Origin of the sequence: Neobacillus sedimentimangrovi (assembly GCF_010614825.1) — a bacterium.
GTDB lineage: Bacteria > Bacillota > Bacilli > Bacillales > Cytobacillaceae > Neobacillus > Neobacillus thermocopriae.
Genome location: NZ_JAAFZF010000015.1, coordinates 1 through 20,659, shown reverse-complemented (window position 1 = coordinate 20,659; position 20,659 = coordinate 1). Strand labels below are relative to the sequence as shown.

The 20,659-nt window shown below is 38.0% G+C and carries 28 protein-coding genes, 2 tRNA genes and 1 rRNA gene; 5 read left to right on the top strand and 26 right to left on the bottom strand.

The genetic code is table 11. The features are described 5' to 3' along the window. Positions 1 to 11 precede the first annotated feature (11 nt). From GZA11_RS07255 to GZA11_RS07185, 15 genes are all read right to left on the bottom strand, one after another. On the bottom strand, positions 12 to 392 hold the full coding sequence (locus GZA11_RS07255) for a YopX family protein (protein WP_163183319.1): 381 nt from the start codon (positions 390 to 392) through the stop codon (positions 12 to 14). Positions 393 to 422: 30 nt separating this feature from the next. After that, the gene (locus GZA11_RS07250) at positions 423 to 635 is read right to left on the bottom strand and encodes a hypothetical protein (RefSeq protein WP_163183318.1); all 213 of its coding nucleotides are present in this window, start codon (positions 633 to 635) and stop codon (positions 423 to 425) included. Between the two features lie 195 nt (positions 636 to 830). Beyond that, positions 831 to 1,070, bottom strand: coding sequence for a hypothetical protein (locus tag GZA11_RS07245; protein ID WP_163183317.1), 240 nt, complete (start codon positions 1,068 to 1,070; stop codon positions 831 to 833). A 154-nt stretch (positions 1,071 to 1,224) separates the two neighbouring features. Beyond that, a complete protein-coding gene (locus GZA11_RS07240) occupies positions 1,225 to 2,025 on the bottom strand; it encodes an ATP-binding protein (RefSeq protein ID WP_163183316.1) in 801 nt (266 codons plus the stop codon). A 38-nt stretch (positions 2,026 to 2,063) separates the two neighbouring features. After that, positions 2,064 to 2,861 carry a DnaD domain protein gene (locus GZA11_RS07235; protein WP_163183315.1) on the bottom strand — a complete coding sequence of 266 codons (798 nt, stop codon included), beginning with the start codon at positions 2,859 to 2,861 and terminating at the stop codon, positions 2,064 to 2,066. A 130-nt stretch (positions 2,862 to 2,991) separates the two neighbouring features. Further along, a complete protein-coding gene (locus tag GZA11_RS07230) occupies positions 2,992 to 3,348 on the bottom strand; it encodes a hypothetical protein (protein ID WP_163183314.1) in 357 nt (118 codons plus the stop codon). Positions 3,349 to 3,556: 208 nt separating this feature from the next. Then, complete coding sequence (locus tag GZA11_RS07225) at positions 3,557 to 3,976, bottom strand: hypothetical protein (RefSeq protein ID WP_163183313.1); 420 nt, start codon at positions 3,974 to 3,976, stop codon at positions 3,557 to 3,559. Continuing rightward, positions 3,969 to 4,775, bottom strand: a complete 807-nt coding sequence (locus GZA11_RS07220) for a PD-(D/E)XK nuclease-like domain-containing protein (RefSeq protein WP_235924907.1) — start codon at positions 4,773 to 4,775, stop codon at positions 3,969 to 3,971. The genes GZA11_RS07225 and GZA11_RS07220 overlap by 8 nt, the downstream gene beginning before the upstream one ends. Further along, positions 4,729 to 5,646: a hypothetical protein gene (locus GZA11_RS07215; protein WP_204317749.1), complete on the bottom strand. Its 918-nt coding sequence runs from the start codon at positions 5,644 to 5,646 to the stop codon at positions 4,729 to 4,731. The genes GZA11_RS07220 and GZA11_RS07215 overlap by 47 nt, the downstream gene beginning before the upstream one ends. Beyond that, positions 5,643 to 5,936 carry a hypothetical protein gene (locus tag GZA11_RS07210; protein ID WP_163183312.1) on the bottom strand — a complete coding sequence of 98 codons (294 nt, stop codon included), beginning with the start codon at positions 5,934 to 5,936 and terminating at the stop codon, positions 5,643 to 5,645. Before GZA11_RS07210 ends, GZA11_RS07215 begins: the two co-directional genes overlap by 4 nt. Before the next feature lie 94 nt (positions 5,937 to 6,030). Continuing rightward, entirely contained in the window at positions 6,031 to 6,246 is a 216-nt protein-coding gene (locus GZA11_RS07205) for a YqaI family protein (protein ID WP_163183311.1), read from the bottom strand. 105 nt (positions 6,247 to 6,351) lie between these two features. Further along, positions 6,352 to 7,089 (bottom strand): Rha family transcriptional regulator, encoded by a 738-nt coding sequence (locus GZA11_RS07200; protein ID WP_163183310.1) that lies wholly within the window; start codon positions 7,087 to 7,089, stop codon positions 6,352 to 6,354. After that, positions 7,082 to 7,321, bottom strand: a complete 240-nt coding sequence (locus tag GZA11_RS07195; protein ID WP_163183309.1) for a hypothetical protein — start codon at positions 7,319 to 7,321, stop codon at positions 7,082 to 7,084. Before GZA11_RS07195 ends, GZA11_RS07200 begins: the two co-directional genes overlap by 8 nt. Positions 7,322 to 7,414: 93 nt before the next feature. After that, positions 7,415 to 7,618, bottom strand: a complete 204-nt coding sequence (locus GZA11_RS07190; protein ID WP_235924905.1) for a helix-turn-helix domain-containing protein — start codon at positions 7,616 to 7,618, stop codon at positions 7,415 to 7,417. Positions 7,619 to 7,649: 31 nt separating this feature from the next. Further along, a complete protein-coding gene (locus tag GZA11_RS07185; protein ID WP_163183307.1) occupies positions 7,650 to 7,916 on the bottom strand; it encodes a helix-turn-helix domain-containing protein in 267 nt (88 codons plus the stop codon). 251 nt (positions 7,917 to 8,167) lie between these two features. Between GZA11_RS07185 and GZA11_RS07180 the strand changes: the two genes are divergently transcribed. Both GZA11_RS07180 and GZA11_RS07175 read left to right on the top strand, forming a co-directional pair. Further along, complete coding sequence (locus GZA11_RS07180; RefSeq protein ID WP_163183306.1) at positions 8,168 to 9,031, top strand: LexA family protein; 864 nt, start codon at positions 8,168 to 8,170, stop codon at positions 9,029 to 9,031. A gap of 12 nt (positions 9,032 to 9,043) precedes the next feature. Continuing rightward, complete coding sequence (locus GZA11_RS07175; RefSeq protein WP_163183305.1) at positions 9,044 to 10,294, top strand: tyrosine-type recombinase/integrase; 1,251 nt, start codon at positions 9,044 to 9,046, stop codon at positions 10,292 to 10,294. Between the two features lie 89 nt (positions 10,295 to 10,383). Here GZA11_RS07175 and groL read toward each other — a convergent pair whose 3' ends face one another. Beyond that, a complete protein-coding gene (groL, locus tag GZA11_RS07170) occupies positions 10,384 to 12,012 on the bottom strand; it encodes a chaperonin GroEL (protein WP_038538793.1) in 1,629 nt (542 codons plus the stop codon). Positions 12,013 to 12,065: 53 nt separating this feature from the next. Next, positions 12,066 to 12,350, bottom strand: a complete 285-nt coding sequence (gene groES, locus GZA11_RS07165) for a co-chaperone GroES (protein WP_038538790.1) — start codon at positions 12,348 to 12,350, stop codon at positions 12,066 to 12,068. Positions 12,351 to 12,627: 277 nt separating this feature from the next. On the opposite strand from groES, the gene GZA11_RS07160 reads away from it, so the two are divergent. Next, complete coding sequence (locus GZA11_RS07160; RefSeq protein ID WP_163183304.1) at positions 12,628 to 13,350, top strand: CPBP family intramembrane glutamic endopeptidase; 723 nt, start codon at positions 12,628 to 12,630, stop codon at positions 13,348 to 13,350. Beyond that, positions 13,350 to 13,550, top strand: a complete 201-nt coding sequence (locus GZA11_RS07155; RefSeq protein ID WP_038538783.1) for a YdiK family protein — start codon at positions 13,350 to 13,352, stop codon at positions 13,548 to 13,550. The genes GZA11_RS07160 and GZA11_RS07155 overlap by 1 nt, the downstream gene beginning before the upstream one ends. Positions 13,551 to 13,694: 144 nt before the next feature. Here GZA11_RS07155 and GZA11_RS07150 read toward each other — a convergent pair whose 3' ends face one another. Both GZA11_RS07150 and moaC read right to left on the bottom strand, forming a co-directional pair. Continuing rightward, a complete protein-coding gene (locus tag GZA11_RS07150) occupies positions 13,695 to 14,351 on the bottom strand; it encodes a redox-sensing transcriptional repressor Rex (protein WP_038542034.1) in 657 nt (218 codons plus the stop codon). A gap of 29 nt (positions 14,352 to 14,380) precedes the next feature. Further along, positions 14,381 to 14,869 (bottom strand): cyclic pyranopterin monophosphate synthase MoaC, encoded by a 489-nt coding sequence (gene moaC / locus GZA11_RS07145; RefSeq protein ID WP_163183303.1) that lies wholly within the window; start codon positions 14,867 to 14,869, stop codon positions 14,381 to 14,383. A 141-nt stretch (positions 14,870 to 15,010) separates the two neighbouring features. Here moaC and GZA11_RS07140 point away from each other — a divergent pair, with 141 nt between their 5' ends. After that, complete coding sequence (locus GZA11_RS07140; RefSeq protein WP_038538779.1) at positions 15,011 to 16,933, top strand: ABC-F family ATP-binding cassette domain-containing protein; 1,923 nt, start codon at positions 15,011 to 15,013, stop codon at positions 16,931 to 16,933. Positions 16,934 to 17,390: 457 nt separating this feature from the next. Here GZA11_RS07140 and tsaD read toward each other — a convergent pair whose 3' ends face one another. From tsaD to rrf, 7 genes are all read right to left on the bottom strand, one after another. Continuing rightward, complete coding sequence (gene tsaD / locus GZA11_RS07135; RefSeq protein ID WP_038542032.1) at positions 17,391 to 18,413, bottom strand: tRNA (adenosine(37)-N6)-threonylcarbamoyltransferase complex transferase subunit TsaD; 1,023 nt, start codon at positions 18,411 to 18,413, stop codon at positions 17,391 to 17,393. Next, the gene (gene rimI / locus GZA11_RS07130; protein ID WP_038538776.1) at positions 18,410 to 18,859 is read right to left on the bottom strand and encodes a ribosomal protein S18-alanine N-acetyltransferase; all 450 of its coding nucleotides are present in this window, start codon (positions 18,857 to 18,859) and stop codon (positions 18,410 to 18,412) included. Before rimI ends, tsaD begins: the two co-directional genes overlap by 4 nt. A gap of 12 nt (positions 18,860 to 18,871) precedes the next feature. Further along, entirely contained in the window at positions 18,872 to 19,579 is a 708-nt protein-coding gene (tsaB, locus tag GZA11_RS07125; RefSeq protein WP_038538773.1) for a tRNA (adenosine(37)-N6)-threonylcarbamoyltransferase complex dimerization subunit type 1 TsaB, read from the bottom strand. Further along, entirely contained in the window at positions 19,576 to 20,031 is a 456-nt protein-coding gene (gene tsaE / locus GZA11_RS07120) for a tRNA (adenosine(37)-N6)-threonylcarbamoyltransferase complex ATPase subunit type 1 TsaE (RefSeq protein ID WP_038538770.1), read from the bottom strand. Before tsaE ends, tsaB begins: the two co-directional genes overlap by 4 nt. A 155-nt stretch (positions 20,032 to 20,186) precedes the next feature. After that, positions 20,187 to 20,263 (bottom strand) — tRNA-Asp (locus GZA11_RS07115). A 3-nt stretch (positions 20,264 to 20,266) separates the two neighbouring features. Next, a tRNA-Met gene (locus tag GZA11_RS07110) sits at positions 20,267 to 20,340 on the bottom strand. 165 nt (positions 20,341 to 20,505) lie between these two features. After that, positions 20,506 to 20,622: ribosomal RNA gene (rrf, locus tag GZA11_RS07105) — 5S ribosomal RNA — on the bottom strand. Positions 20,623 to 20,659: the final 37 nt, after the last annotated feature.

Sequence of the window (20,659 nt, the reverse complement as noted above, 5' to 3'; positions counted from 1 at the left end):
TCTTTATCGTACTATGCACTAATTAACTCCTCGTTCTCATAAACATTTCCAATTATTTCCAGTACATCCCAATTGATAAAATCGTCAAAATAATTTTCTTCCCCTTGTACTGGATTTAGAAACTTTAACCCAAACGAACCATCTTTATAGATGACATACATTAATTCCTCGTCACAATTATCAATATCTCCCTCGTAAATCTCTTTCCCGTTTTTGTCTTTAAGACCTATATACTGCATAATCACTAATATTTCTTTTGCGATTTTCGGAGGATATTTATCTTCTGACCCATCTTCAAAAACACAGTCAACCCATCCGTTTGCGTACAGAGTGACATCATATGACATAACTTTTCTGATTTTATTCCACGCTCTGAACTTTAGCTCTTTCATTTTCTACACCCCTTACCACACAATTTGTTTCTACTCTTCATCATCATCTAACCGAACAACCACAATATAATTTTTTGGCCTTTTCCTTTTTGCCAACCGCCTTTGATAAGATGGTGTTAAGTAAAACTTAAAAGAGTTAACCGAGCAGCCTAACCGATCCGCGCATTCCTCTGCTGTGCCGATAAATCGAAATTCGTCACCGCGATAAACCGCATATTCCGTGTTATCTATCTTTCTAGGCATACTTACTCTCCAACTTATCGGAATAACATGATGAACAAAGACCAGGCACAGTAAATCCGTTCGGCTTCTCACAGGCTGGACAGATTTTAGAATCTGTCAGCCACGTTCTTTTACAATCACCGCATTCCATTTTGACTTGCTTCTTTTTTCTGAGGGCTATCGCATAGGCAGGGCCTCCGCAATTTGGACACTTATTCATCCGGACATTTCCCCTTTCAGTAGGGCCAGCTCCTGGGCTAGTTTTAAATTTTCCTCATAGACCCTCCATGTGGTTTTAGCTTTAAATACTTGAATTTGATTGCGTAATTTTTGGTTATCTTCAAACAGTCTATCTATTTCCTTTTGTTGTATCTCCACGGTCTTGATCAGCCAATCGATTTCACTTAAATCCATCCGTCCGAGTTTAAAGTTATGTTTGATGGTTTGGATATTCATTTCACAGCCTCCATTTGCAAAATGTTTAATAACTCCTGGCGCCACACTTCATCCGATTCCGTACCACATAAAGGACAGCAGCTTGTCTTATAACCGAAACTGCTAATCTCATGGATTACGTGGGTTCCGTTACATAACTGACACATAAATTCACCTACTTAATGATTTTCTTTTCCCGTTGATCATCGGTGAATAAATCTATAAATCTGGTATTTTCCATCATTCGAGAAAAGGCTCTCTGGCCGACTACTTTAGCCAATGAAGGCTCGTCCAAATTTGTTGTCCAAATATTAGGTAAACCCATTCTCGCTTCGATGATTTCTGTCCAGGTTCGAACCGTCCAACTGACATCATCTAATTTGACTGTCTCCACACCCACATCATCAATGACTAGTAAATCAAGCTTTTTCATCTCATCGAAAACCCTGTCCGCTGATCCATTATCAAAAGTCGCTTTGATCTTGTTAAATAGTTCTACTGCTGTTATAAATCCAACCTTAAAACCTCTTGCCTTTAATGTTCTGGCTGTTGCTTTAGAAAGATGAGTTTTGCCCGTTCCAGTACTCCCCATTATCAATAGGTTTTTTTCTCGCAAACATTTCTGACTAAAAGCCCCTACATAATTCATGGTTTTTTGCTTTGCATCTTTTACTAGGTCATTGACGGGTTCAAAGTTTTTAAATCCTGCTGTCTCCTGGTCTGAAATAAAGTACCAATTCGAAATAAGTAGATTGAGACGTTTTTCATTTAATTCCGCTGTCACTTGCCTACTTAATTCTTTTGTGCCGCAACTGTTGCACTGTTGAGCTGCTGTTATTTGTTGCAGCATTCCATCCAATTCAAATTCCCAACCATCAATGGTGTCTTCTTGGCATTGGGAACATTGATATTTTTTTAGTTTGATAGCATCTAAACCGACTTTTCCTTTAAGATCTGGCCGGATATGAAATAACATGTTTTTCATCCGATTAGGCCCAAGTAAATTCGATATGCTTAAAATGGTAGTTCCTCCTCCATTCTTCTCATTGCTTCTTCTTCCTCTGGAGTCATTGGTTTAATGGCTGCCTGTCGTTTTTTACTTTCTTCACCTTGCTCGAAGAGAGAACGTTTTTGAGTTGTGTAATACTTCGGTAATTTCTGTCTGTTGAATTTCTCCTGTTCGTAAGCTCTCACTCTATCTAATGAATCCAGCCTGTTATTCGCCCATTCCCTTAACAGGTATTCAACAAACGCATAGGTCCGTTTATTTTTGTCATCAGCAATATTGATCGCTTCGATGATAATGTCTGTTTGTCCGTTAAAATCATCCACCCATTGATAAAGATTTTCTGCTTGTCTTGGTGATAACCGACACAACAAATTTTCAAAATGCACTACAGGATTTAGGGTTTCTGTAGTAGTAGTAGTAGAATTATTAATTGTATTAATAATAGATGTATTAATATCCTCGGCGTTTTCACCTATAGGGGTATAGTTATTTTCACCTATACCCTCTAGTTGTTTTCGCCTATACCCTATAGTTGTGATCACCCTTTTTTCGACCTGTTTAGTACCTGGTTTATAAAGCAATGTCACTTCTACATATCCTTTGTTAGATAGGCTGGAAATGAGTTTGGAAACTCGATCTTTGCTAATTTTAAAGAATTTTGCAAAATACTCATTGGAAGCAAAACATTCTCTGTTTTGGGATAGGCTATCTATTTCAGCAAGAAGTAATTTTTCAGTCCATCCCAAATCCTCGGCCAACCAAATTTCTTTAGGTATCCAGATGCCCTTAAACGCTCTTTCCATTTGATTTACCTCTTCTAGTTTTTTAACTTTCTAGGTATAAATCTTGTCCGTTCATGATAGAATAGGAATAACAGTATTTTTCTTTTTGATCCCGATGTTGGCGCATCGGGGTTTTTCTTCGGAATGTGAATTAATTTTTGATAACCTTATCTATATTTTTAAATTCCAGTGCAAAGTAGCTGTGGTGCCAACCGCAATCTACAGTCGTTTCTTTAACATCAAACCCAAAACTTTTGTACTTTTCTATAATTCTTTTATGAACAACTTCTCTATTTTCTTCGGATAACTCATTGGTATACCAAAGGTCATAAAATGGTGTTTTCCTGCTACCATCTGGTGTATATTTTCCTGTACAAATATCAAAAGTAGTTTTTCCTGATAATGCGTTTGTTTTTATAGATTCATCTATATACTTTTCTAATTTTTCCTCATATCGCTTTCTTGCACTTTCATTTAACCAATCTTTTAACTCCTCTTTAGTAACCAACACTTTATTCTCCTTTCGTTATTTCACAATTTCGTTCAACCCCGCCGTTCACACACGGCAAACCCATTCTCGATGCGTTTTACTATGTAGTTTGGGTAACGTTGCATGTACTGTAGTACAAGCTTTTTTAGATGTTCTTTATCCTCCGCCTCCTTCCAAATCCATTGAGGAAGGAGGACTTTGTGTGTTGTATTATTGTTCAGCAGCATTATGCAAATTCTCTTTCTGCTTGTAATTCGTTTAGTTTGTTAGTCCAATATTCGACTTTTGCCTTTGCATATTTGATTTCATATTCATGACGCAATTTTTCTTGTTCTTCTTCAATTGATTCAAGGTACTCAATAGTTTTCTTAACTTCTTCTTTTCCAGTGTGAAACCAGTAGCTGTTGTAAATCTCAAGGATTTCTTTCAGACACTCCAAGGGTGTATACTCTTCTGGGCTAAACTCACAATCTTTTTCCAGATCAACCAGGAATGAAGATGAAATTCCTAATTCATTTCTTTGATCCGTTGTTAAGTGTGGAAACAAAAATACATATTGAGCTGATTTTTCATTTGGGTTTAGCAAGTTATAATGGCCTTCATGTCTGTAAAAATAAACATGATTTTTTTGAGGTTTTTTAAACATGAATCAACTCTCCAATCTCCATAGTGTCTTTCAATATCTTGGTAGAACGACAGTAATCACACTTTTCGCAGCGACGAGGTTCTTCTTTTCCTGATTTCACTGCTAAAACCCGTTCCATTTTCATTTCCAGGTATTCATATTCAAATTCGAACCGAGATTCATCAAAGTGTAAAACTGCTTTGTTTGGATAATTTTCCTTTGTTACGGCAACTATATAAGGTGTGTAGGTATAACCTAAATTTTCTTGCAATACTCGCCTATACACTGCCATTTGGAGCACGTAATCCCACGCCTCTACAAAAGATACCCATTCATCGTATTTTGTGCTCCAATACCTTTTGTGAAGGTCCTGTGTGGTCTTTAAATCTGTGAAGGTTCTTCGCTGATGATTAATAGAATCCACTTTGATTTTCCATTCAACTCCGAAAAGATGGGCTGTGTAGATCTGCTCCTTCTCCCCTTCTAGGGCAAACATGGCAAACTTATCGTTTTTTATAACCTCAATCATTCTGTCGGCGCATTCAAACTCGGAATACTTACCTCCACGAGCTTTAAAAATAGAACCGCTATTTTCTTCAATAAACTGCTGGAAAGCTTCTTCACTTTCGAAAGCTGCATGAACATATGAACCTACTAACAAGGCATTTGAGGATGGCTCAACATATACCCCTCTCAATTTCGCTAACGATTTGGCTTCACATTCAACAAAGCCTTTAAATTGGCTGACGGACATATATTTCAAGTTCATTTCGTTACTGTGGTAATTCGCTTGGTTCAAAGTCAAAGATGGTGTTCCCATCGTTTTCTTCCTCCTTTACAGCTGGCTTTTCAGACCTTTCCTCTGCATTTTCCGAATGATTAAACGCTTCTGAAAGCCCGCTGCTGGATTTCTTCACCGTGTTCTTATCGAACCAATCTTCCACCTTACTCATGCCGTCTTTTAGCGAATTGAAAATTTTGATAAGGTCTAGGTAATCCACTTCGGTAAAGGCATCCGCATTGTAACCGAAGCGATTTTCTATCATTTCTTGAGTGACTTTGTAGTTTTCTTTGAATGCTTTTAACGCATTGGAAATACGATCTTTTAACGGACCTTTAGAATTTCCTCTTAACGTCTCCTCACATTGTTTGACCGCACTTTCTATGATGTCTCCAGGTATCACAGCCAAGATACAAGAACGCAATCGGCGTGCTCCGTCATTAGCGACTTTTTCATAAATGTCACGTGGATCATCCAGTTTTTTGATATTCCCTTTGGCTTTGTAAGAATGCTTTACTGTAAAAACCTTTGTTTGCCGAGTATTGGTTTCTAAATCCCATGCATATGCCATAACAACGGATTCACCTTCACGCTGTTCCAATTCCTTAATTCCGAAATCGATGTTGCCCCAATTTTGAGCAATAACCTCCGCTAATCGGATAGAAGGGCCTGAAACCTTGGTACCTCCTCTCGGATACTGATATACAGCTGTCTGAGCTAATGCTGGACGCTTACAGGCATCCAAAATTCGTTGCTCCGCTTGGAATACGTTACGAGGAAACTGGCGTGCCATAAAGATAGCTCCCTTGACTTCTTCCATTTCACGGTTGCTTGCTGCCAATGCCAGAGTATTAGGTTGTTGATATTGTGGCTGATATTGATTTTCGAAAGCATTAGTTAAACTGTTCATACAATTTCCTCCTCTTTTTTATCTTCATTAGATTCACCTGGAACATAAGAACACCAAACAGTTACATCGTCAGTTTTTACACGAAAACTATCTGCGTATTTTTGATTTTCATAATGCTTAACATTAGATGTATTTAAGGCATCCATAAATTGAACAGCTACCTCATATGCTTCTTCTTTTGAAACTGGGGTATTATTTCCGTCATTGTGATATTGCATAAAATGGATATAAATGTCGGCTCCTTGATCAATTGCCAGTGATAATAACTGCAGCAATTTTTCTTTGTTCATTTTCATCCCCTCCCGAATGTGGTATACTAATAATGGTCAATTTTTTCTTAATCGAATTTTCACATGGGCCCTGCGTTCCTGACTGCGCAGGGTTTTAATCTGCCTTCTTGTAGACAAAACCAAGTCTTTCAATCAAGTAATCTTCTAAATTCTCTTCAAGGATGACTTCACCGTATGGATCTTCTATGATAGAATCTCCAAATTTGATTTCATCACCCATTGCATCGATTCCCCAGTGGTTAGATTGTTCTTTTTCTGGGTATCCAGTGCGATTGACTTTGGTTATTAGTGGATGTTCCAACATGTCCATTTTTTCACCTCCTTTCATTGTTTCTTTCTGTAAAACTTCCATAAATGACACCGACAATAAAGCAGATCATCATTAATCCAAATACGGAATATGGGTTCATTAGGCTTATACCTCGCTTTGAATTAAATCTTTTACTCGACGCTGCCATTTCAATTGATAAGTCATTTTTCCGTCTGGTAGTTGAATAGGTTCAGAGCTGCTGTATTTCTTACCTTCAACTGTTGCAACCCATTCTCCACCAACTCTCCATTGAAATCCGGCTTTTTGAAGAAGTTTATTAACCTTTTTCCCTGATAAGGCTGGTTCAAACATCTTTCCGATCTGAGTTGGAGTGACAAGCTGCATCATGAATTCATCGGTCATTCGCTTCTCAATTTTGTTTTCAATCTGTTCAATTCGACTCGAGTGTTTTTGTGTCTCGATTTCTAATACCTTTAATTTTCGTTCTTGCTCTACAAATTGCTGGGCATATATGAGTAACATTTCAGCCTGGGATTTCGGCTGTGATATCTGTTTTTGGAGTTCTTCTTTCATTCTTTTGAACTCTTGAATAAACTTAACCTTCATCTTCATTGCCTCTGGTGTTATGTATGAAAATGCTACTAACGTGAAGGCTTCTTCTGTTAAATAGTATTTTTTGTACCATTGCTTGTTTTGTGGGTGTTGGTATTGGGTCTGCTGAAAGTTCAGCACCCCCCACTCTGTTTCCCCGGCTTCATTGAGTTTGCTGATCTGATTTTCGATATCAGCTAAAACATTGCGATGTTCTTTTCCGAAAACCGCTGCAACCGTTAAGCTGTCTGTAACAACACGATCATTTTCGATGAAAACCAGATTATTCATGACAATCCTCCTCCGGCAGGATTTCTTGAAGAGCTTTAATGATTTCTTTTACTTCTTCAATGCTTGCATTAACCTCCAGGATGTTGTTCGCCTTATAAAATGCATGACCTGGCTTTGATTTTTCTTCGTCATAAATAAAATCATTAAATCGGAATAAGATAAGATCTGAATCTGGATTTCTATCAATTTGAAGACCGAATTCTTCCCCAGTTAAAGTAATGCTTTTGAACATGTTTTCCTCTCCTATGCACTTCATTTATTTTTTATGAATACTTTTCATCATCAAATTTCGCCAATCAGCGAAAAAGAGAAAGCCGATCAGGTATTAAACAACCTCTTTCTCCCGGCTATTCAACCAAGCTATTAAACTATCTTTTTTCACTCTTTTAGAAAGCCCAATTTGAATACAAGGTATACCTCCCTGAGAAGGAGATAACTGTAAAAGTTCGTAAACTCGTCTGCGTGAAATATGTAAGTATTCTGAGATGTGCGCAGCAGTCATAATTTCTGGATAATCTTCTAATTTCATACTCATTACCACCTTTTTAATTTTTGGTTTATTAGCCCGCAGTTTTAATTAATTCATAAAGTGATTTAGGTAAAATTTCTTTGGCTGCTGCAATCCTAAATTGATCAATGTCTAAATCCAAAATTTCAGCCAAAGCAATATTAATTTCATCCCTTGCAGGTGGGATTTTTCCATTTTGCAATTTGCTGATAACAGACTTATCAAGGCAAATATCCTTTTTAGCCAAACGAAAAGATATTTGTGTAAGTGATAAACCTTTCTTTTCGATACCTTTTTTTAATAGGTCATGGTATTGCATACATTCACCCCCTACTTATGACTCAGTGACGAAAAATTCTACTGTTGATTTTTTCGTCACATCTTTCACCATCATCATACCAACTGCTGTTTCAAGATGTCAATGACGGAAAAATCATTTATTCAAAAAAACGTTGAATTTTTGTTCAACGTTATGTTAATATTAAACCTGTAGAAAATAACTAAATAGAAATGATAGGGAGTAAATTGAATTTATAAATTGCATATGGAAACCAACGAAGGGAGAGAACTATGAATTACTCGGAGTTAGTTGATTCTTACATTAAGGAAAGTGGCATGAGTTTAGGTGAAATAGCAGAAAAGATGAAAAAGGAAAAAGGAGTGAAGGTAGATAGGACTTATCTTTCAAAGTTAAGAAACAACCCAAAATATGCAGCGACAGAAGAAATTAACCAGGCTCTTGCTGAAGTAACTGGAGGAGATCCACTGCGCCTTGTATGGGCTGGTTTAATATATGGTTCCCATCCGAGTGTTAGGGATATTCTTATGCTAATTGATGATGAAGTGATTATTAAGGCATTGAGTCTAATGAAGAAATATAACTACTTTAATTTATCGGAAGAGGAACAAGAAAAATTTGAAAATGAACCAGATGTTATTGATTTTTGGAACTCATTATCAAGCTCTATGGAAAGAAAAGAAAAACAAAAAATATCATCCAACGAATCAGAATTGGTTAACGAAACACTTGCAATTTATAGTTGTGATTCCATGATAAAAATACCAGTTCTGGGAAGTATTCAAGCTGGACAACCTATTGAAATGATAGAAAATAATGAGGGGTACACCTTAGTTGATCCTTTTGTTTTACGCGGAAAACAAGGTTTTGCTCTTAGAGTAAAAGGGGATAGCATGATTGGTGATCGAATACACGACGGTGACATTGTAATTGTTGCAAAACAAGAAGAAGTACAACCACACGAAATTGCAGTAGTTGCAGTAAACGGTGATCACGCCACTCTAAAAAGAGTAAAACGTCACGGTGATATGTGCATGCTTATCCCATCAAATCCAACAATGGAACCTCAATTAGTCCCGGCTGAGAGTGTTCATATCATTGGAAAAGTAGTTGAGGTAAAATTCTGGCCAAAATAGGAGGAGGTAATTTTGAAAGGACATTATTATAAGCCACATTGTAAATGTGTTGATGCTAAAGGTGAAAGTAAAAGAACCAAAAAATGCTCCTGTGGAGCAAAATGGGCATATATCATAGATATCGGTACAGATCCGAAAACAGGAAAAAGAAAACAGAAAAAGAAAGGAGGATTTAATACAAAAACTGAGGCACAGGAAGCTGCTGCTCTCTTAATAGCAGAGTTAACCCAAGGAACCTATGTAGAAGAAAAAAATGTTACATTTGAGCAATTCGCATATGAATGGTTAGAAATATACAAAACATCTGGAAAACCAAAAAAGCCCGGGACTATCCGGATCCGTAAGCATGAAATTCAAAGATTATCGGACTATTTTGCAAAGATAAAACTAAAGGATATTACACGACAAAAATACCAAGATGCACTTAATGATTTAAAAAAGCGAGGATTTGCTGAAAACACTCTAGACGGTGCACATCGTACTGGAAGAATGATTTTTAAGAAAGCTGTAGAAATGGAGTTAATTAAAAAGGATCCAACTGAGTTTGCTTATGTACCTAAAGATGTTAAATCTGTTGAGGAATTGGAAAAAAGAGAGGAAATCCCAAACTATTTAGAAAAGGAAGAGCTTGCACTATTTTTAAAAACAGCAAAAGAAAAAGGGTTAGAACGGGATTATCCAATATTTATGTTGCTTGCATATACAGGGATGCGTGTTGGAGAATTGTGCGCTCTTAAATGGAAGGATATTGATTTTGAGGAAGGGACCATTTCCATTACAAAAACCACTTACAATCCAAGTAATAATATAAAAAAATATCAGCTGGTTCCTCCAAAAACAAAAACTGCTATACGGAAAATTGATGTGGATCCATCAGTTATAGCTATACTTGAAAAGCATAAGGCAGAACAAAATAAAGTAATCATGAAATATCGAAAGACGTATCATAACGAAGATTTTGTCTTTGCAAAAATGGATGAAGCTAAACCAGAGTATCTAGGATACCCAGAATTAATTAAAACAATAGAGAATAGAATGAGACGATTATTAAAACTATCGGGACTTAATCAAGAGTTAACCCCACACTCTTTACGTCATACCCACACCTCACTATTAGCTGAGGCTGGAGTAGGGTTAGAACAAATCATGGAACGTCTTGGTCATAAAGATGATGATACAACAAAACATGTTTATTTACACATGACAAAGGAAATGAAAAAAGAGGCTTCCAGGAAGTTTGCACGCCTCATGGAAAACCTCTAATTTTTTTGTTACCCGATGTTACCCTTTTGTTACCCTAAGAGTAACATCGGTTAGAGAAAGCTTGATGTAATAGGATTTTTAGCTCCTAATTACATCATACCGCCCATGCCACCCATTCCGCTCATGTCAGGCATGCCGCCTTTGTTTTCTTCAGGCTTGTCTGCAACAACTGCTTCAGTTGTTAAGAACATAGCCGCTACAGAAGCTGCGTTTTGAAGAGCAGAACGAGTAACTTTTGTTGGGTCAACGATACCAGCTTCGATCATGTTTACCCACTCGCCAGTTGCTGCGTTGAAACCTACGCCAACTTCTTCGCGTTTTAAGCGTTCAACGACAACAGAACCTTCAAGGCCAGCATTTTCAACGATCGTACGAACTGGAGCTTCCATCGCACGTAATACGATGTTCACACCTGTTGCTACATCGCCTTCTTCTTGAAGTTGAGCCACTTTGTTGTAAACATTTAGAAGAGCAACGCCACCACCGGATACAATACCTTCTTCAACAGCCGCACGAGTTGAGTTTAATGCGTCTTCGATGCGAAGCTTGCGCTCTTTTAATTCTGTTTCAGTTGCAGCACCAACTTTGATTACCGCAACGCCACCAGCTAATTTAGCAAGACGTTCTTGTAATTTTTCACGATCGAATTCAGAAGTAGTTTCTTCTAATTGAACGCGGATTTGGTTTACACGAGCTTGGATTGCTTCAGCGTCACCAGCACCTTCAACGATCGTTGTGTTTTCTTTTGTAACAACAACTTTACCAGCGCGTCCTAGTTGAGCGATTGTTGTAGATTTAAGTTCACGACCAAGGTCTTCAGTGATTACTTCACCACCAGTTAATGTAGCGATGTCTTCAAGCATTGCTTTACGACGGTCACCAAAGCCTGGAGCCTTAACAGCTACTGCATTGAATGTACCGCGAAGCTTGTTCAATACTAGAGTAGCAAGTGCTTCACCTTCAATATCTTCAGCAATTAAAAGTAATGGTTTACCTTGTTGTACAACTTGCTCAAGAACTGGAAGAATTTCTTGAATGTTTGAGATCTTCTTATCAGTGATTAAAATGTATGGATTTTCTAAAACAGCTTCCATTTTGTCTGTGTTAGTTACCATGTATGGAGAAGCGTAACCACGATCAAATTGCATACCTTCAACTACATCTAACTCAGTAGTGAAGCCTTTAGATTCTTCGATTGTGATAACACCGTCGTTACCAACACGTTCCATTGCTTCAGCGATTAATTGGCCAACTTCTTCGTCAGCAGCAGAGATTGAAGCAACTTGTGCGATTGAAGATTTACCTTCGATTGGCTTGGAGATTGCTTTTAATTCTTCAACAGCAGTAGCTACTGCTTTTTCAATACCTTTGCGGATGCCCATTGGGTTCGCACCAGCAGTAACGTTCTTTAAGCCTTCGCGGATCATTGCTTGAGCAAGAACAGTTGCAGTTGTTGTACCGTCACCGGCAACATCGTTTGTTTTGCTTGCAACTTCAGCAACAAGCTTTGCACCCATGTTTTCAAATGCATCTTCTAATTCGATTTCTTTTGCAATTGTTACACCATCGTTAGTGATAAGTGGAGAACCAAATTTTTTCTCAAGAACCACGTTACGTCCTTTAGGTCCAAGAGTTACTTTTACTGCATTTGCAAGTGTATCTACACCGCGAAGCATCGCACGGCGAGCGTCTTCACTAAACTTAATCTCTTTAGCCATGTTAAAGAACCTCCTCGTATATTAGAAACTTGTTATTTTTTAAGTCTTAAATCTTACTCTACTACAGCAAGAATATCACTTTCACGTAAAATTAAGTATTCAGTACCTTGGTATTTCACTTCAGTACCTGCGTATTTTGAGAAGATGATGCGATCGCCTACAGAAACTTCAACAGCTACGCGCTCACCGTTGTCAAGCACGCGGCCAGTACCTACAGCTACAACTTTTCCTTCCTGAGGCTTTTCTTTTGCTGTATCAGGTAAAACGATACCGCTTGCAGTTTTTTCTTCTGTTTCAACTAGTTCGATGATAATGCGATCACCTAATGGTCTTAACACTAAAAACAACCTCCTCAAATCTATGTGCTCATAATTCATTGTTAGCACTCACACTCAATGAGTGCTAACACAATTATTATAATAAAGAATCTAAAAATCTTTTGCAAGTATCATGTTTAAATTTTTTTGAAAAAGTATGTATTTTTTTTCCACCCTACTATCGTATGTAAATAATTGAATATTTATTTCGCTTTTTTAAAACGTATTCTACATTGAAACTAAATGACTTTTAACGTTAGAATGGTAATAAAATAATAGAACTAAAGGAGACATACTATTGAAAAAGGAATATTGGATTATTTTAATTGTGTATATTTGTATGCATCTATCCAACTTAGTAGCGATTCCTTTATTGATGATTAGCTTTAAATTTACGGGTGTGGATCCGGGATTAGCTACTCCTATTTGGCTCATCGCTAGTTTTACTATTGCGCTTATCATTATTTTATTTATATTAAGAAAAGAAATAAGAACTGGAGGGAAAAGTGAAAGAAGCTTATCAGCGGGGAGCTTGATCAAGTGGGCCATTTTAGGATTTTTTCTCGCCTTATTTGCCCAGTATGCAGCTGCTATAATAGAAAATCTTCTCGGTATTGAAATGGGCTCTGAAAATACCCAGCAAATATTAGGCATTATTGAAACCTTTCCACTTGCCGTCCTAGTTACCAGTATTATTGGGCCGATTTTAGAAGAGATTGTTTTTCGAAAAATTATTTTCGGAGCTTTACATAAAAGGTTTCATTTCTTTATCGCAGCATTAATTAGTTCTGTTATTTTTGCTATCGTTCATATGGAGCCAGTACATATTCTCATTTATTCTTCAATGGGCTTTTCATTTGCTTATCTATATGTAAAAACTAAAACCATTCTTGTACCGATTTTTGCCCATGTATCGATGAATACATTGGTCGTATTGGTGCAGTCTGTTTACAAAGAAGACATTGAGCGACTGCTTAAAGAGGCAGAAGCGGTTCAAAACTTTATCGGAGGATTCTTCTAATGAGACGTTCACCTTTGTTTTCCGGATTAATCTACTTCCTACTTGGAAGCTTATTTACCTATTTTGCAATTGAGGATGTCCAAAATAATGGCTGGGGTTTTTTCAGCTATCTCTTGGTCATCCTCGCCACTTTTGATTTTGGCTCCGGCCTAAAAATGATCCACTTTCATTTTAAATATAAGGATCAGCTCAAAAAATAAGGTGACAGGCACCGTGTAAAAAATTTACATTGTGCCTATCACCTTTTTCTTTTGATTAAGGCATGATCTTGTTTATTCCTAGGAGAATTCTATCAATTTAAAGAAAAGGACTTTTCACTTTAATAGTGAAAAGCCCTTTTAATGTTATTCCTCTATTTCCTCATTATTTGGATAATGCTTTAAAAAATATACTAATGACTGTAGCTCGATGGCCAAATCGATGTGATGAACGCGAATTGACGGAGGGACATTTAACCTCGCAGGGGTGAAATTCAAGATCCCTTTGACATTCGTTTTTACAATTTGATCAGTAATAACTTGTGCCACATTTGCAGGTACGGTTAAAATGACTACCTGGATATTTTCCTCCATCAAAATTCGTTCCAACTCATCCATGGAGTAAACCGGAACTTCTCCTATAGATGTACCAATTTTTGCAGGATCTACATCAAAGGCACACTCAATTTTTGTATTATTATTTTTTAAAAAATTATAATGTAAAAATGCAGTACCAAGGTTCCCTACCCCTATTAAGGCAACCTTTGTTAATTCATCCTGGTCAAGCGTTTTTCGGAAAAAACTGAGCAGATAATTGACATTGTAACCATATCCTTTTTTCCCCAAAGCGCCAAAATAAGAAAAATCTCTTCTTATTGTAGCTGAATCAACCTTTACCGCTTCACTAAGTTCGGCCGAAGAGACCCTTTGTTTCCCTGACGAATGCAGGTTTTTGATGAAACGATAATATAAGGGTAGCCTCTTGGCCGTTGCCTGCGGTATTTTCGTCGTTTCATTTGTCATATACTCCTTCACCCCGCACAAATTATTCATTACATTTCTCTTTTAAAATCACCATTTTTCCCGCCAGTTTTCTCTACCAAAAAAGTCGGTCCAATTACCATACCTTTATCTACTGCTTTACACATATCATAAATAGTTAAAGCACAAACAGAAGCAGCTGTGAGCGCTTCCATCTCTACACCTGTACTTCCTTTTGTTTTAACTAATGCTTCGATATGCAAAGTATATTGTCCGTTCACTATTTGTCCCCAAGAAAAACTAATATCGACACCTGTTAAGGGAATTGGGTGGCACATTGGAATAATATCCCATGTTTTTTTGGCTGCCATAATAGCCGCTACTTGAGCCACAGCCAGAACATCGCCTTTTTTCATTTCATTGTTTACTATTTTATCATAAATTTCCTTGCTAACAGTGATACTGGAACAAGCGATGGCCGTTCGTGCCGTTTCCGGCTTTTCGCTGACGTCCACCATCTTTGCTCTGCCTTGTTCATTAAAGTGAGTAAATTCAGCCATATAAAAAAAGCCTCCCATAAAATCATACAATATTTTGACCGATATGTGTGCGTAAGTTTGAACGCATGATGACATTTTTTTACTTTATTGATGACCAATCGGGAATACGGTACACTATTCCTATGTATAGAGGTGAAAATAATGATTTTATTACAAGTTAATCAACTACAAAAATATTATGGTGCTGACCTTATTTTATCGAATATAAAGCTAGAATTACAATCCCGGGACCGTGTCGCCCTTGTTGGCCGAAACGGCGCGGGAAAATCAACTTTGCTTAAGATTATCGCCGGCCAGCTCAGTTATGACGGCGGGGAAATCATTAAACCAAAGGATGTCACTATTGGCTATTTAGCCCAAAACACTGGACTAGAATCCAATTTATCCATTTGGGAGGAAATGCTGACTGTATTTGAAGAGCTTCGCACGATGGAAAAGTCCTTGCGAAGACTTGAAGAGCAAATGTCTGACCCAAGTGTTTTTGAGGATCAAGAAAAATATGAAAAAATCCTAAAAGAATATGACCAGCTTCAAGTAACATTTAAAGAGCAGGGTGGCTATCAATATGAAGCCGAAATACGGTCTGTCCTTCACGGTTTAAGCTTTCCAGATTCGTCTGTCATGATCTCCAGTTTAAGCGGTGGCCAAAAAACACGCCTCGCCTTGGGGAAACTACTATTAACAAAACCAGACATTTTAATTTTGGACGAGCCGACCAACCATCTTGATATTGAAACACTTTCCTGGCTAGAGCAATACTTACAGGGTTATGATGGTGCGATATTAATTGTCTCTCACGACCGATATTTTTTAGATAAAATCGTTACTCAAGTATATGAAATTTCCCGCACACAAATCCAACGCTACATTGGCAATTATAGCTCATATCTAGAGCAAAAGGCGGCCAATTATGAACGGGAAATGAAGCTCTATGAAAAGCAACAGGAAGAAATAGCGGCCTTAAAGGACTTTATCCAGCGGAACTTAGCACGGGCCTCTACGACAAAACGTGCCCAAAGCCGCCGAAAAAAGCTAGAGAAAATGGAAATTATGGACCGTCCATTAGGAGACGAAAAATCTGCTTCCTTTTCATTTGAAATTGACAAACAAAGTGGCAATGACGTATTAGCTGTAGATTCACTAGCCATTGGGTATAACGGGAAAAAAGTTTCTGAGAATATTTCCTTTCGGGTATATCGAGGAGACAGTATTGCCGTCGTCGGTCCTAACGGTATAGGTAAGTCTACATTATTAAAAACGCTCCTAAAAAAACTTCCTGCCCTATCCGGAGAGGTTCGCTATGGGACAAATCTCTCCATTGGTTATTACGATCAAGAACATGCCAACTTAACCTCAAATAAGCGTGTGTTAAATGAGCTCTGGGATGAATACCCGCTAATGACGGAAAAGGAGATCCGAACTGTTTTAGGGAATTTCTTATTTTCCGGTGATGATGTTTTAAAAAATGTCTCTTCTTTAAGTGGCGGTGAAAAAGCGAGATTGGCTCTAGCCAAGCTTATGTTGAAAAAGGCAAACTTGCTAATATTGGACGAACCGACCAACCATTTGGATATTGACAGTAAGGAAGTTCTTGAAAATGCCTTAATCGATTATCCGGGAACAATTGTGTTTGTTTCCCATGACAGATATTTCATTAATCGAATTGCAACCAAAATACTGGAGCTAAGCCCTGAAGGCAGCACGGAATATCTTGGGGATTATGATTATTATGTAGAGAAAAAACTAGAGCAAGAAGAACTTGCAGCTCTCTCTCAAAAAGCTTCACAAAAAAATGAGGTGGATACCGCTGATTCATCCGCAAAAAGGAATTATAAGCAAGATAAAGAATCGAAAAAACTAGAACGTCAACGTAAGCGAAAATTAGAGGAAATAGAGTTACGAATTGAAGAGCTTGAGGAGCTAATACAAGATTTAGAACAGCAATTATGCCAACCTGAAATCTTTCAAGATCATGAAAAAGTATTGGAGATTAACATAAAAAATGAAAAAGCAAAAGCGGAACTCGAACAGTTAATGGAAGAATGGGCAACGTTAGCCGAATAATGTGGATAACCGGGTCTGAAAGGGCCCGGTTCTTTATTTTACGTAGACCAAAAGCCCCGTTTCTTCCACAGACTTATTCACATCTAAAAATCTTTTATTTCAATTATCCATAGGGCTTATCCACTATATCCACAACAAAAATCGTATTTATCCACAATATCAACAAAATTTATAAACTTATCAACAAATAAAGAAAATTTTGATTTATCTTTCCAAACTTTATCCACAACTTAAGTAAATTTTATAAAAATTTTGCTCCCAATTAAACAGTTCATTAGTCTCATAACTTTCCATATATAGTAAGATATAAACCATTTTAATTAATTAATCGTTTGATTAGTTTTTCAATTTGTTTAATCAAACGTTTGATTAACTCTTTAACATACTTACTCCAAATTTCAAATAAATGTTAGAAGCTATTTTCTGTCATGAAAAAAACCCTTCCACATAGGAAGGGTCAAGTATTATAAATTTCAATGTCCAGACCTGGAATAGCGTTAAGTGACAGATCTGCTCTGATTCCTTTTTCAAACATAACACTGCCAGCCGCAGCGATCATGGCCGCATTATCAGTACAAAGTGATAATGGAGGAATCACTAACTCAATCTTTCCATCAGAGAAGGTTTTTTCAAGGGCACTTCTAAGTCCCTTATTTGCAGCCACACCACCTGCAACCAGTAATTGCTTCACTCCATATTCCTCAACAGCCTTTTTGGTTTTAGTTACTAAAACATCGATAACACTTTCCTGAAAACTGGCTGCTAGATCCTCGGGAGCAATTGTCTCCCCTCGCTGAGCGGCATTATGAACGGTATTAATAACAGCTGATTTTAATCCACTAAAGCTAAAATCATAAGAACCTTCCTCAAGCCAGGCACGTGGCAAATCAATTACCGGACATCCTTCATGTGCTAGGCGGTCAATATGAGGACCTCCAGGGTAAGGCAAGTTTAATGTTCTTGCTACCTTATCATAAGCTTCTCCAGCAGCATCATCACGCGTTTCCCCTATTACCTCAAAATGGCCATGCTCTTTCATATAAACCAGCTCCGTATGACCGCCTGAGACTACTAACGCTAAAAGTGGAAACTTTAGCTCGGTCACTAATCGGTTAGCATAAATGTGACCAGCAATATGGTGTACAGGTACAAGTGGTTTATTATGGGCAAATGCAAGCGCCTTTGCTGCATTTACACCTATCAATAGGGCGCCCACTAATCCAGGCCCCTCCGTTACTGCAATGGCATCTATTTCTGCAAAGGTAATATTTGCCTGCTTTAAGGCCTCTTCCATCACGATTGTTATTTGTTCTACATGATGTCGTGAAGCAATTTCTGGTACCACTCCACCAAAACGTTTATGGCTTTCTATTTGTGACGCGACAACATTGGCCACAATTTCACGACCATTTTTTATAATTGCTACCGCTGTCTCGTCACAACTTGTTTCAATTCCTAATATCCATTGATCCTTTTTCATAAATTCACCCACATCACTAAGGCATCCTCTTGATTATCTGAATAATAATTTTTCCGAATGCCCCCATTTTGAAAACCAAGTTTTCGATAAAGAGATTGTGCAACCTCGTTCGTTACCCTAACCTCAAGCGTCATGCTCTTAGCTCCCATTTCACGGGCAACTGCCATAAGTTTTCGCATCATTGCCTCTCCCAATTTTCTGCCTCTATACTCAGGAAGAATCGCCACATTGGTCACATGTGCCTCATCAATAACCAGCCACATTCCGCTATAACCAATAACTCGATGATCTTGTTCAAGAACGATATAAACAGCAAACTTATTATTGTATAATTCATTATAAAACGCTTCAATACTCCACGGGGTGGTAAAGGAGGCCTTTTCAACCTCATAAACTTGGTTGATATCCTCTTCCCTCATGTAACGAAAAACATATGTACCATTCATTTGTCTCTATCCTTATCCATTTAATGTTTTCCCATTGGCCTCCAACCATTTTGCTTCAGCTTCCGCTAATCGGATATAATTCGGTACAAAAGAATGGACATCCTCTCCAGGTTTATCCTTTCCGAGCAAAGCAAGTTCAGAAGGACGCGGATTATGCTCTGTTATGCTGGCAAACTTGGCTTTAGGCCCTAAAATTTCAGCAATCTTATTTTGATGAATTGACAAGTCATTTCCTACAAATAAAATCGGTTTGCTACATTCCGTTAATTTTGTTGACCAATCTACCAACATAGCTAGCTGATCTTGTTTCACTACTTTAAGCCGGCCACCCTCAAACTGATATAAACCAGTATAGACTTGACCTCTTCTGGCATCAAAAATGGGAGAAATATACCCATCAAAGTAGCGACCCGTTCCTGCTGCTAATATTTCAAGACTAGAAATACCCACTAGAGGAATATTTAATGTCCATGCTAAAGTTTTGGCAATCGTAACACCAATTCTAACACCTGTGTAAGATCCAGGGCCTTTTGCCACGACAATCTTCCTTAAATCCGCAGGTGTCTTCTCACAGTCTCTCATTAACATTTGAATCGCAGGCATAACTCGTATGGAGTGATTCTTTTTTAAATTGGTTATGTATTCGCCAAGCACTTGATGATCCTCTAAAAGCGCAACCCCTAAAGCATAATTTGAAGTGTCTATTGCTAAAACTGTCATGAAAAAATCTCCTTACATAATTGCTGGTATCGTTCTCCCTTCGGTTCCAAAACCAGCCTTCTATTATCTTCTTCCACACGATAGATAAATATAGTCAATAATTCCTCAGGCAGCTGTTCTTCAATTAAGTGTGCCCATTCCACTACTGTTACACCATCACCTTCAAAGTATTCATCAAAACCTAAGTCCTCCATGGAATCGGCCACACGATAAACATCCATATGATATAGTGGCAATCTACCTCTATACTCTTTAATAATCGTAAAAGTCGGGCTGTTTACTGTCCTTTTAATCTCCAAACCTTTTGCTAACCCTTTTGTGAAAGTTGTTTTGCCCGCACCTAAATCGCCCTCTAAAGCGATCACATCTCCAGGCTTGAGAAACCTAGCTAATTTCTCAGCAAATTGGGCAGTTTCCTCAGAGTTTTTTGTTTTATACTCATATTGCTGCATTCAATCACCTTTTTACTTTTCCAAATATATATCTTCATTTTACCTTAATTACGCGTAAAAAAAACCTTAGGATGCTCTCCTAAGGTGTATATTTCATATGTAAACTAATAATAAAAAAGCCGAAACACTGTTTCGAACTTGTTTACTCATATTAATGGCGGTCTGGACGGGACTCGAACCCGCGACCTCCTGCGTGACAGGCAGGCATTCTAACCAACTGAACTACCAGACCATATTGCGGGGGCAGGATTTGAACCTGCGACCTTCGGGTTATGAGCCCGACGAGCTACCGGACTGCTCCACCCCGCGGCAATATTAATAATATAGTTTTAACCATGCTTATAGTTTGCATGGACTGTCCCGACTTCAGAAAGCATGCTCAAGCAGCAACTCAGTCGGTACAACTCGCGGATTATTCAATGAAGTAACGCTTGTTGCTCCACCCCGCGATAATACTATTATTTAAATTAAACAGCCCGGCAGCGTCCTACTCTCACAGGGGCTTTCGCCCCAACTACCATCGGCGCTGAGAAGCTTAACTTCCGTGTTCGGTATGGGAACGGGTGTGACCTTCTCGCCATTGCCACCGGACCTATTCAATTGAGGTTCATTCCCTCAAAACTAGATA

Bases quoted from the DNA above. Each gene is read 5' to 3' on its own strand.
- GZA11_RS07150 (WP_038542034.1), bottom strand. From the start codon at position 14,351: ATGACAAATGAAACGACGAAAATACCGCAGGCAACGGCCAAGAGGCTA.
- GZA11_RS07255 (WP_163183319.1), bottom strand. From the start codon at position 392: ATGAAAGAGCTAAAGTTCAGAGCGTGGAATAAAATCAGAAAAGTTATG.
- GZA11_RS07155 (WP_038538783.1), top strand. From the start codon at position 13,350: ATGAGACGTTCACCTTTGTTTTCCGGATTAATCTACTTCCTACTTGGA.
- tsaE (WP_038538770.1), bottom strand. From the start codon at position 20,031: ATGCAGCAATATGAGTATAAAACAAAAAACTCTGAGGAAACTGCCCAA.
- GZA11_RS07225 (WP_163183313.1), bottom strand. From the start codon at position 3,976: ATGTTTAAAAAACCTCAAAAAAATCATGTTTATTTTTACAGACATGAA.
- tsaD (WP_038542032.1), bottom strand. From the start codon at position 18,413: ATGAAAAAGGATCAATGGATATTAGGAATTGAAACAAGTTGTGACGAG.
- GZA11_RS07195 (WP_163183309.1), bottom strand. From the start codon at position 7,321: ATGTTCAAAAGCATTACTTTAACTGGGGAAGAATTCGGTCTTCAAATT.
- GZA11_RS07180 (WP_163183306.1), top strand. From the start codon at position 8,168: ATGAATTACTCGGAGTTAGTTGATTCTTACATTAAGGAAAGTGGCATG.
- tsaB (WP_038538773.1), bottom strand. From the start codon at position 19,579: ATGACAGTTTTAGCAATAGACACTTCAAATTATGCTTTAGGGGTTGCG.
- GZA11_RS07190 (WP_235924905.1), bottom strand. From the start codon at position 7,618: ATGAAATTAGAAGATTATCCAGAAATTATGACTGCTGCGCACATCTCA.
- GZA11_RS07210 (WP_163183312.1), bottom strand. From the start codon at position 5,936: ATGAACAAAGAAAAATTGCTGCAGTTATTATCACTGGCAATTGATCAA.
- groL (WP_038538793.1), bottom strand. From the start codon at position 12,012: ATGGCTAAAGAGATTAAGTTTAGTGAAGACGCTCGCCGTGCGATGCTT.
- GZA11_RS07185 (WP_163183307.1), bottom strand. From the start codon at position 7,916: ATGCAATACCATGACCTATTAAAAAAAGGTATCGAAAAGAAAGGTTTA.
- GZA11_RS07240 (WP_163183316.1), bottom strand. From the start codon at position 2,025: ATGTTATTTCATATCCGGCCAGATCTTAAAGGAAAAGTCGGTTTAGAT.
- GZA11_RS07215 (WP_204317749.1), bottom strand. From the start codon at position 5,646: ATGAACAGTTTAACTAATGCTTTCGAAAATCAATATCAGCCACAATAT.
- moaC (WP_163183303.1), bottom strand. From the start codon at position 14,869: ATGGCTGAATTTACTCACTTTAATGAACAAGGCAGAGCAAAGATGGTG.
- GZA11_RS07200 (WP_163183310.1), bottom strand. From the start codon at position 7,089: ATGAATAATCTGGTTTTCATCGAAAATGATCGTGTTGTTACAGACAGC.
- GZA11_RS07250 (WP_163183318.1), bottom strand. From the start codon at position 635: ATGCCTAGAAAGATAGATAACACGGAATATGCGGTTTATCGCGGTGAC.
- GZA11_RS07220 (WP_235924907.1), bottom strand. From the start codon at position 4,775: ATGGGAACACCATCTTTGACTTTGAACCAAGCGAATTACCACAGTAAC.
- rimI (WP_038538776.1), bottom strand. From the start codon at position 18,859: ATGAATGGTACATATGTTTTTCGTTACATGAGGGAAGAGGATATCAAC.
- GZA11_RS07140 (WP_038538779.1), top strand. From the start codon at position 15,011: ATGATTTTATTACAAGTTAATCAACTACAAAAATATTATGGTGCTGAC.
- GZA11_RS07205 (WP_163183311.1), bottom strand. From the start codon at position 6,246: ATGGACATGTTGGAACATCCACTAATAACCAAAGTCAATCGCACTGGA.
- GZA11_RS07245 (WP_163183317.1), bottom strand. From the start codon at position 1,070: ATGAATATCCAAACCATCAAACATAACTTTAAACTCGGACGGATGGAT.
- GZA11_RS07235 (WP_163183315.1), bottom strand. From the start codon at position 2,861: ATGGAAAGAGCGTTTAAGGGCATCTGGATACCTAAAGAAATTTGGTTG.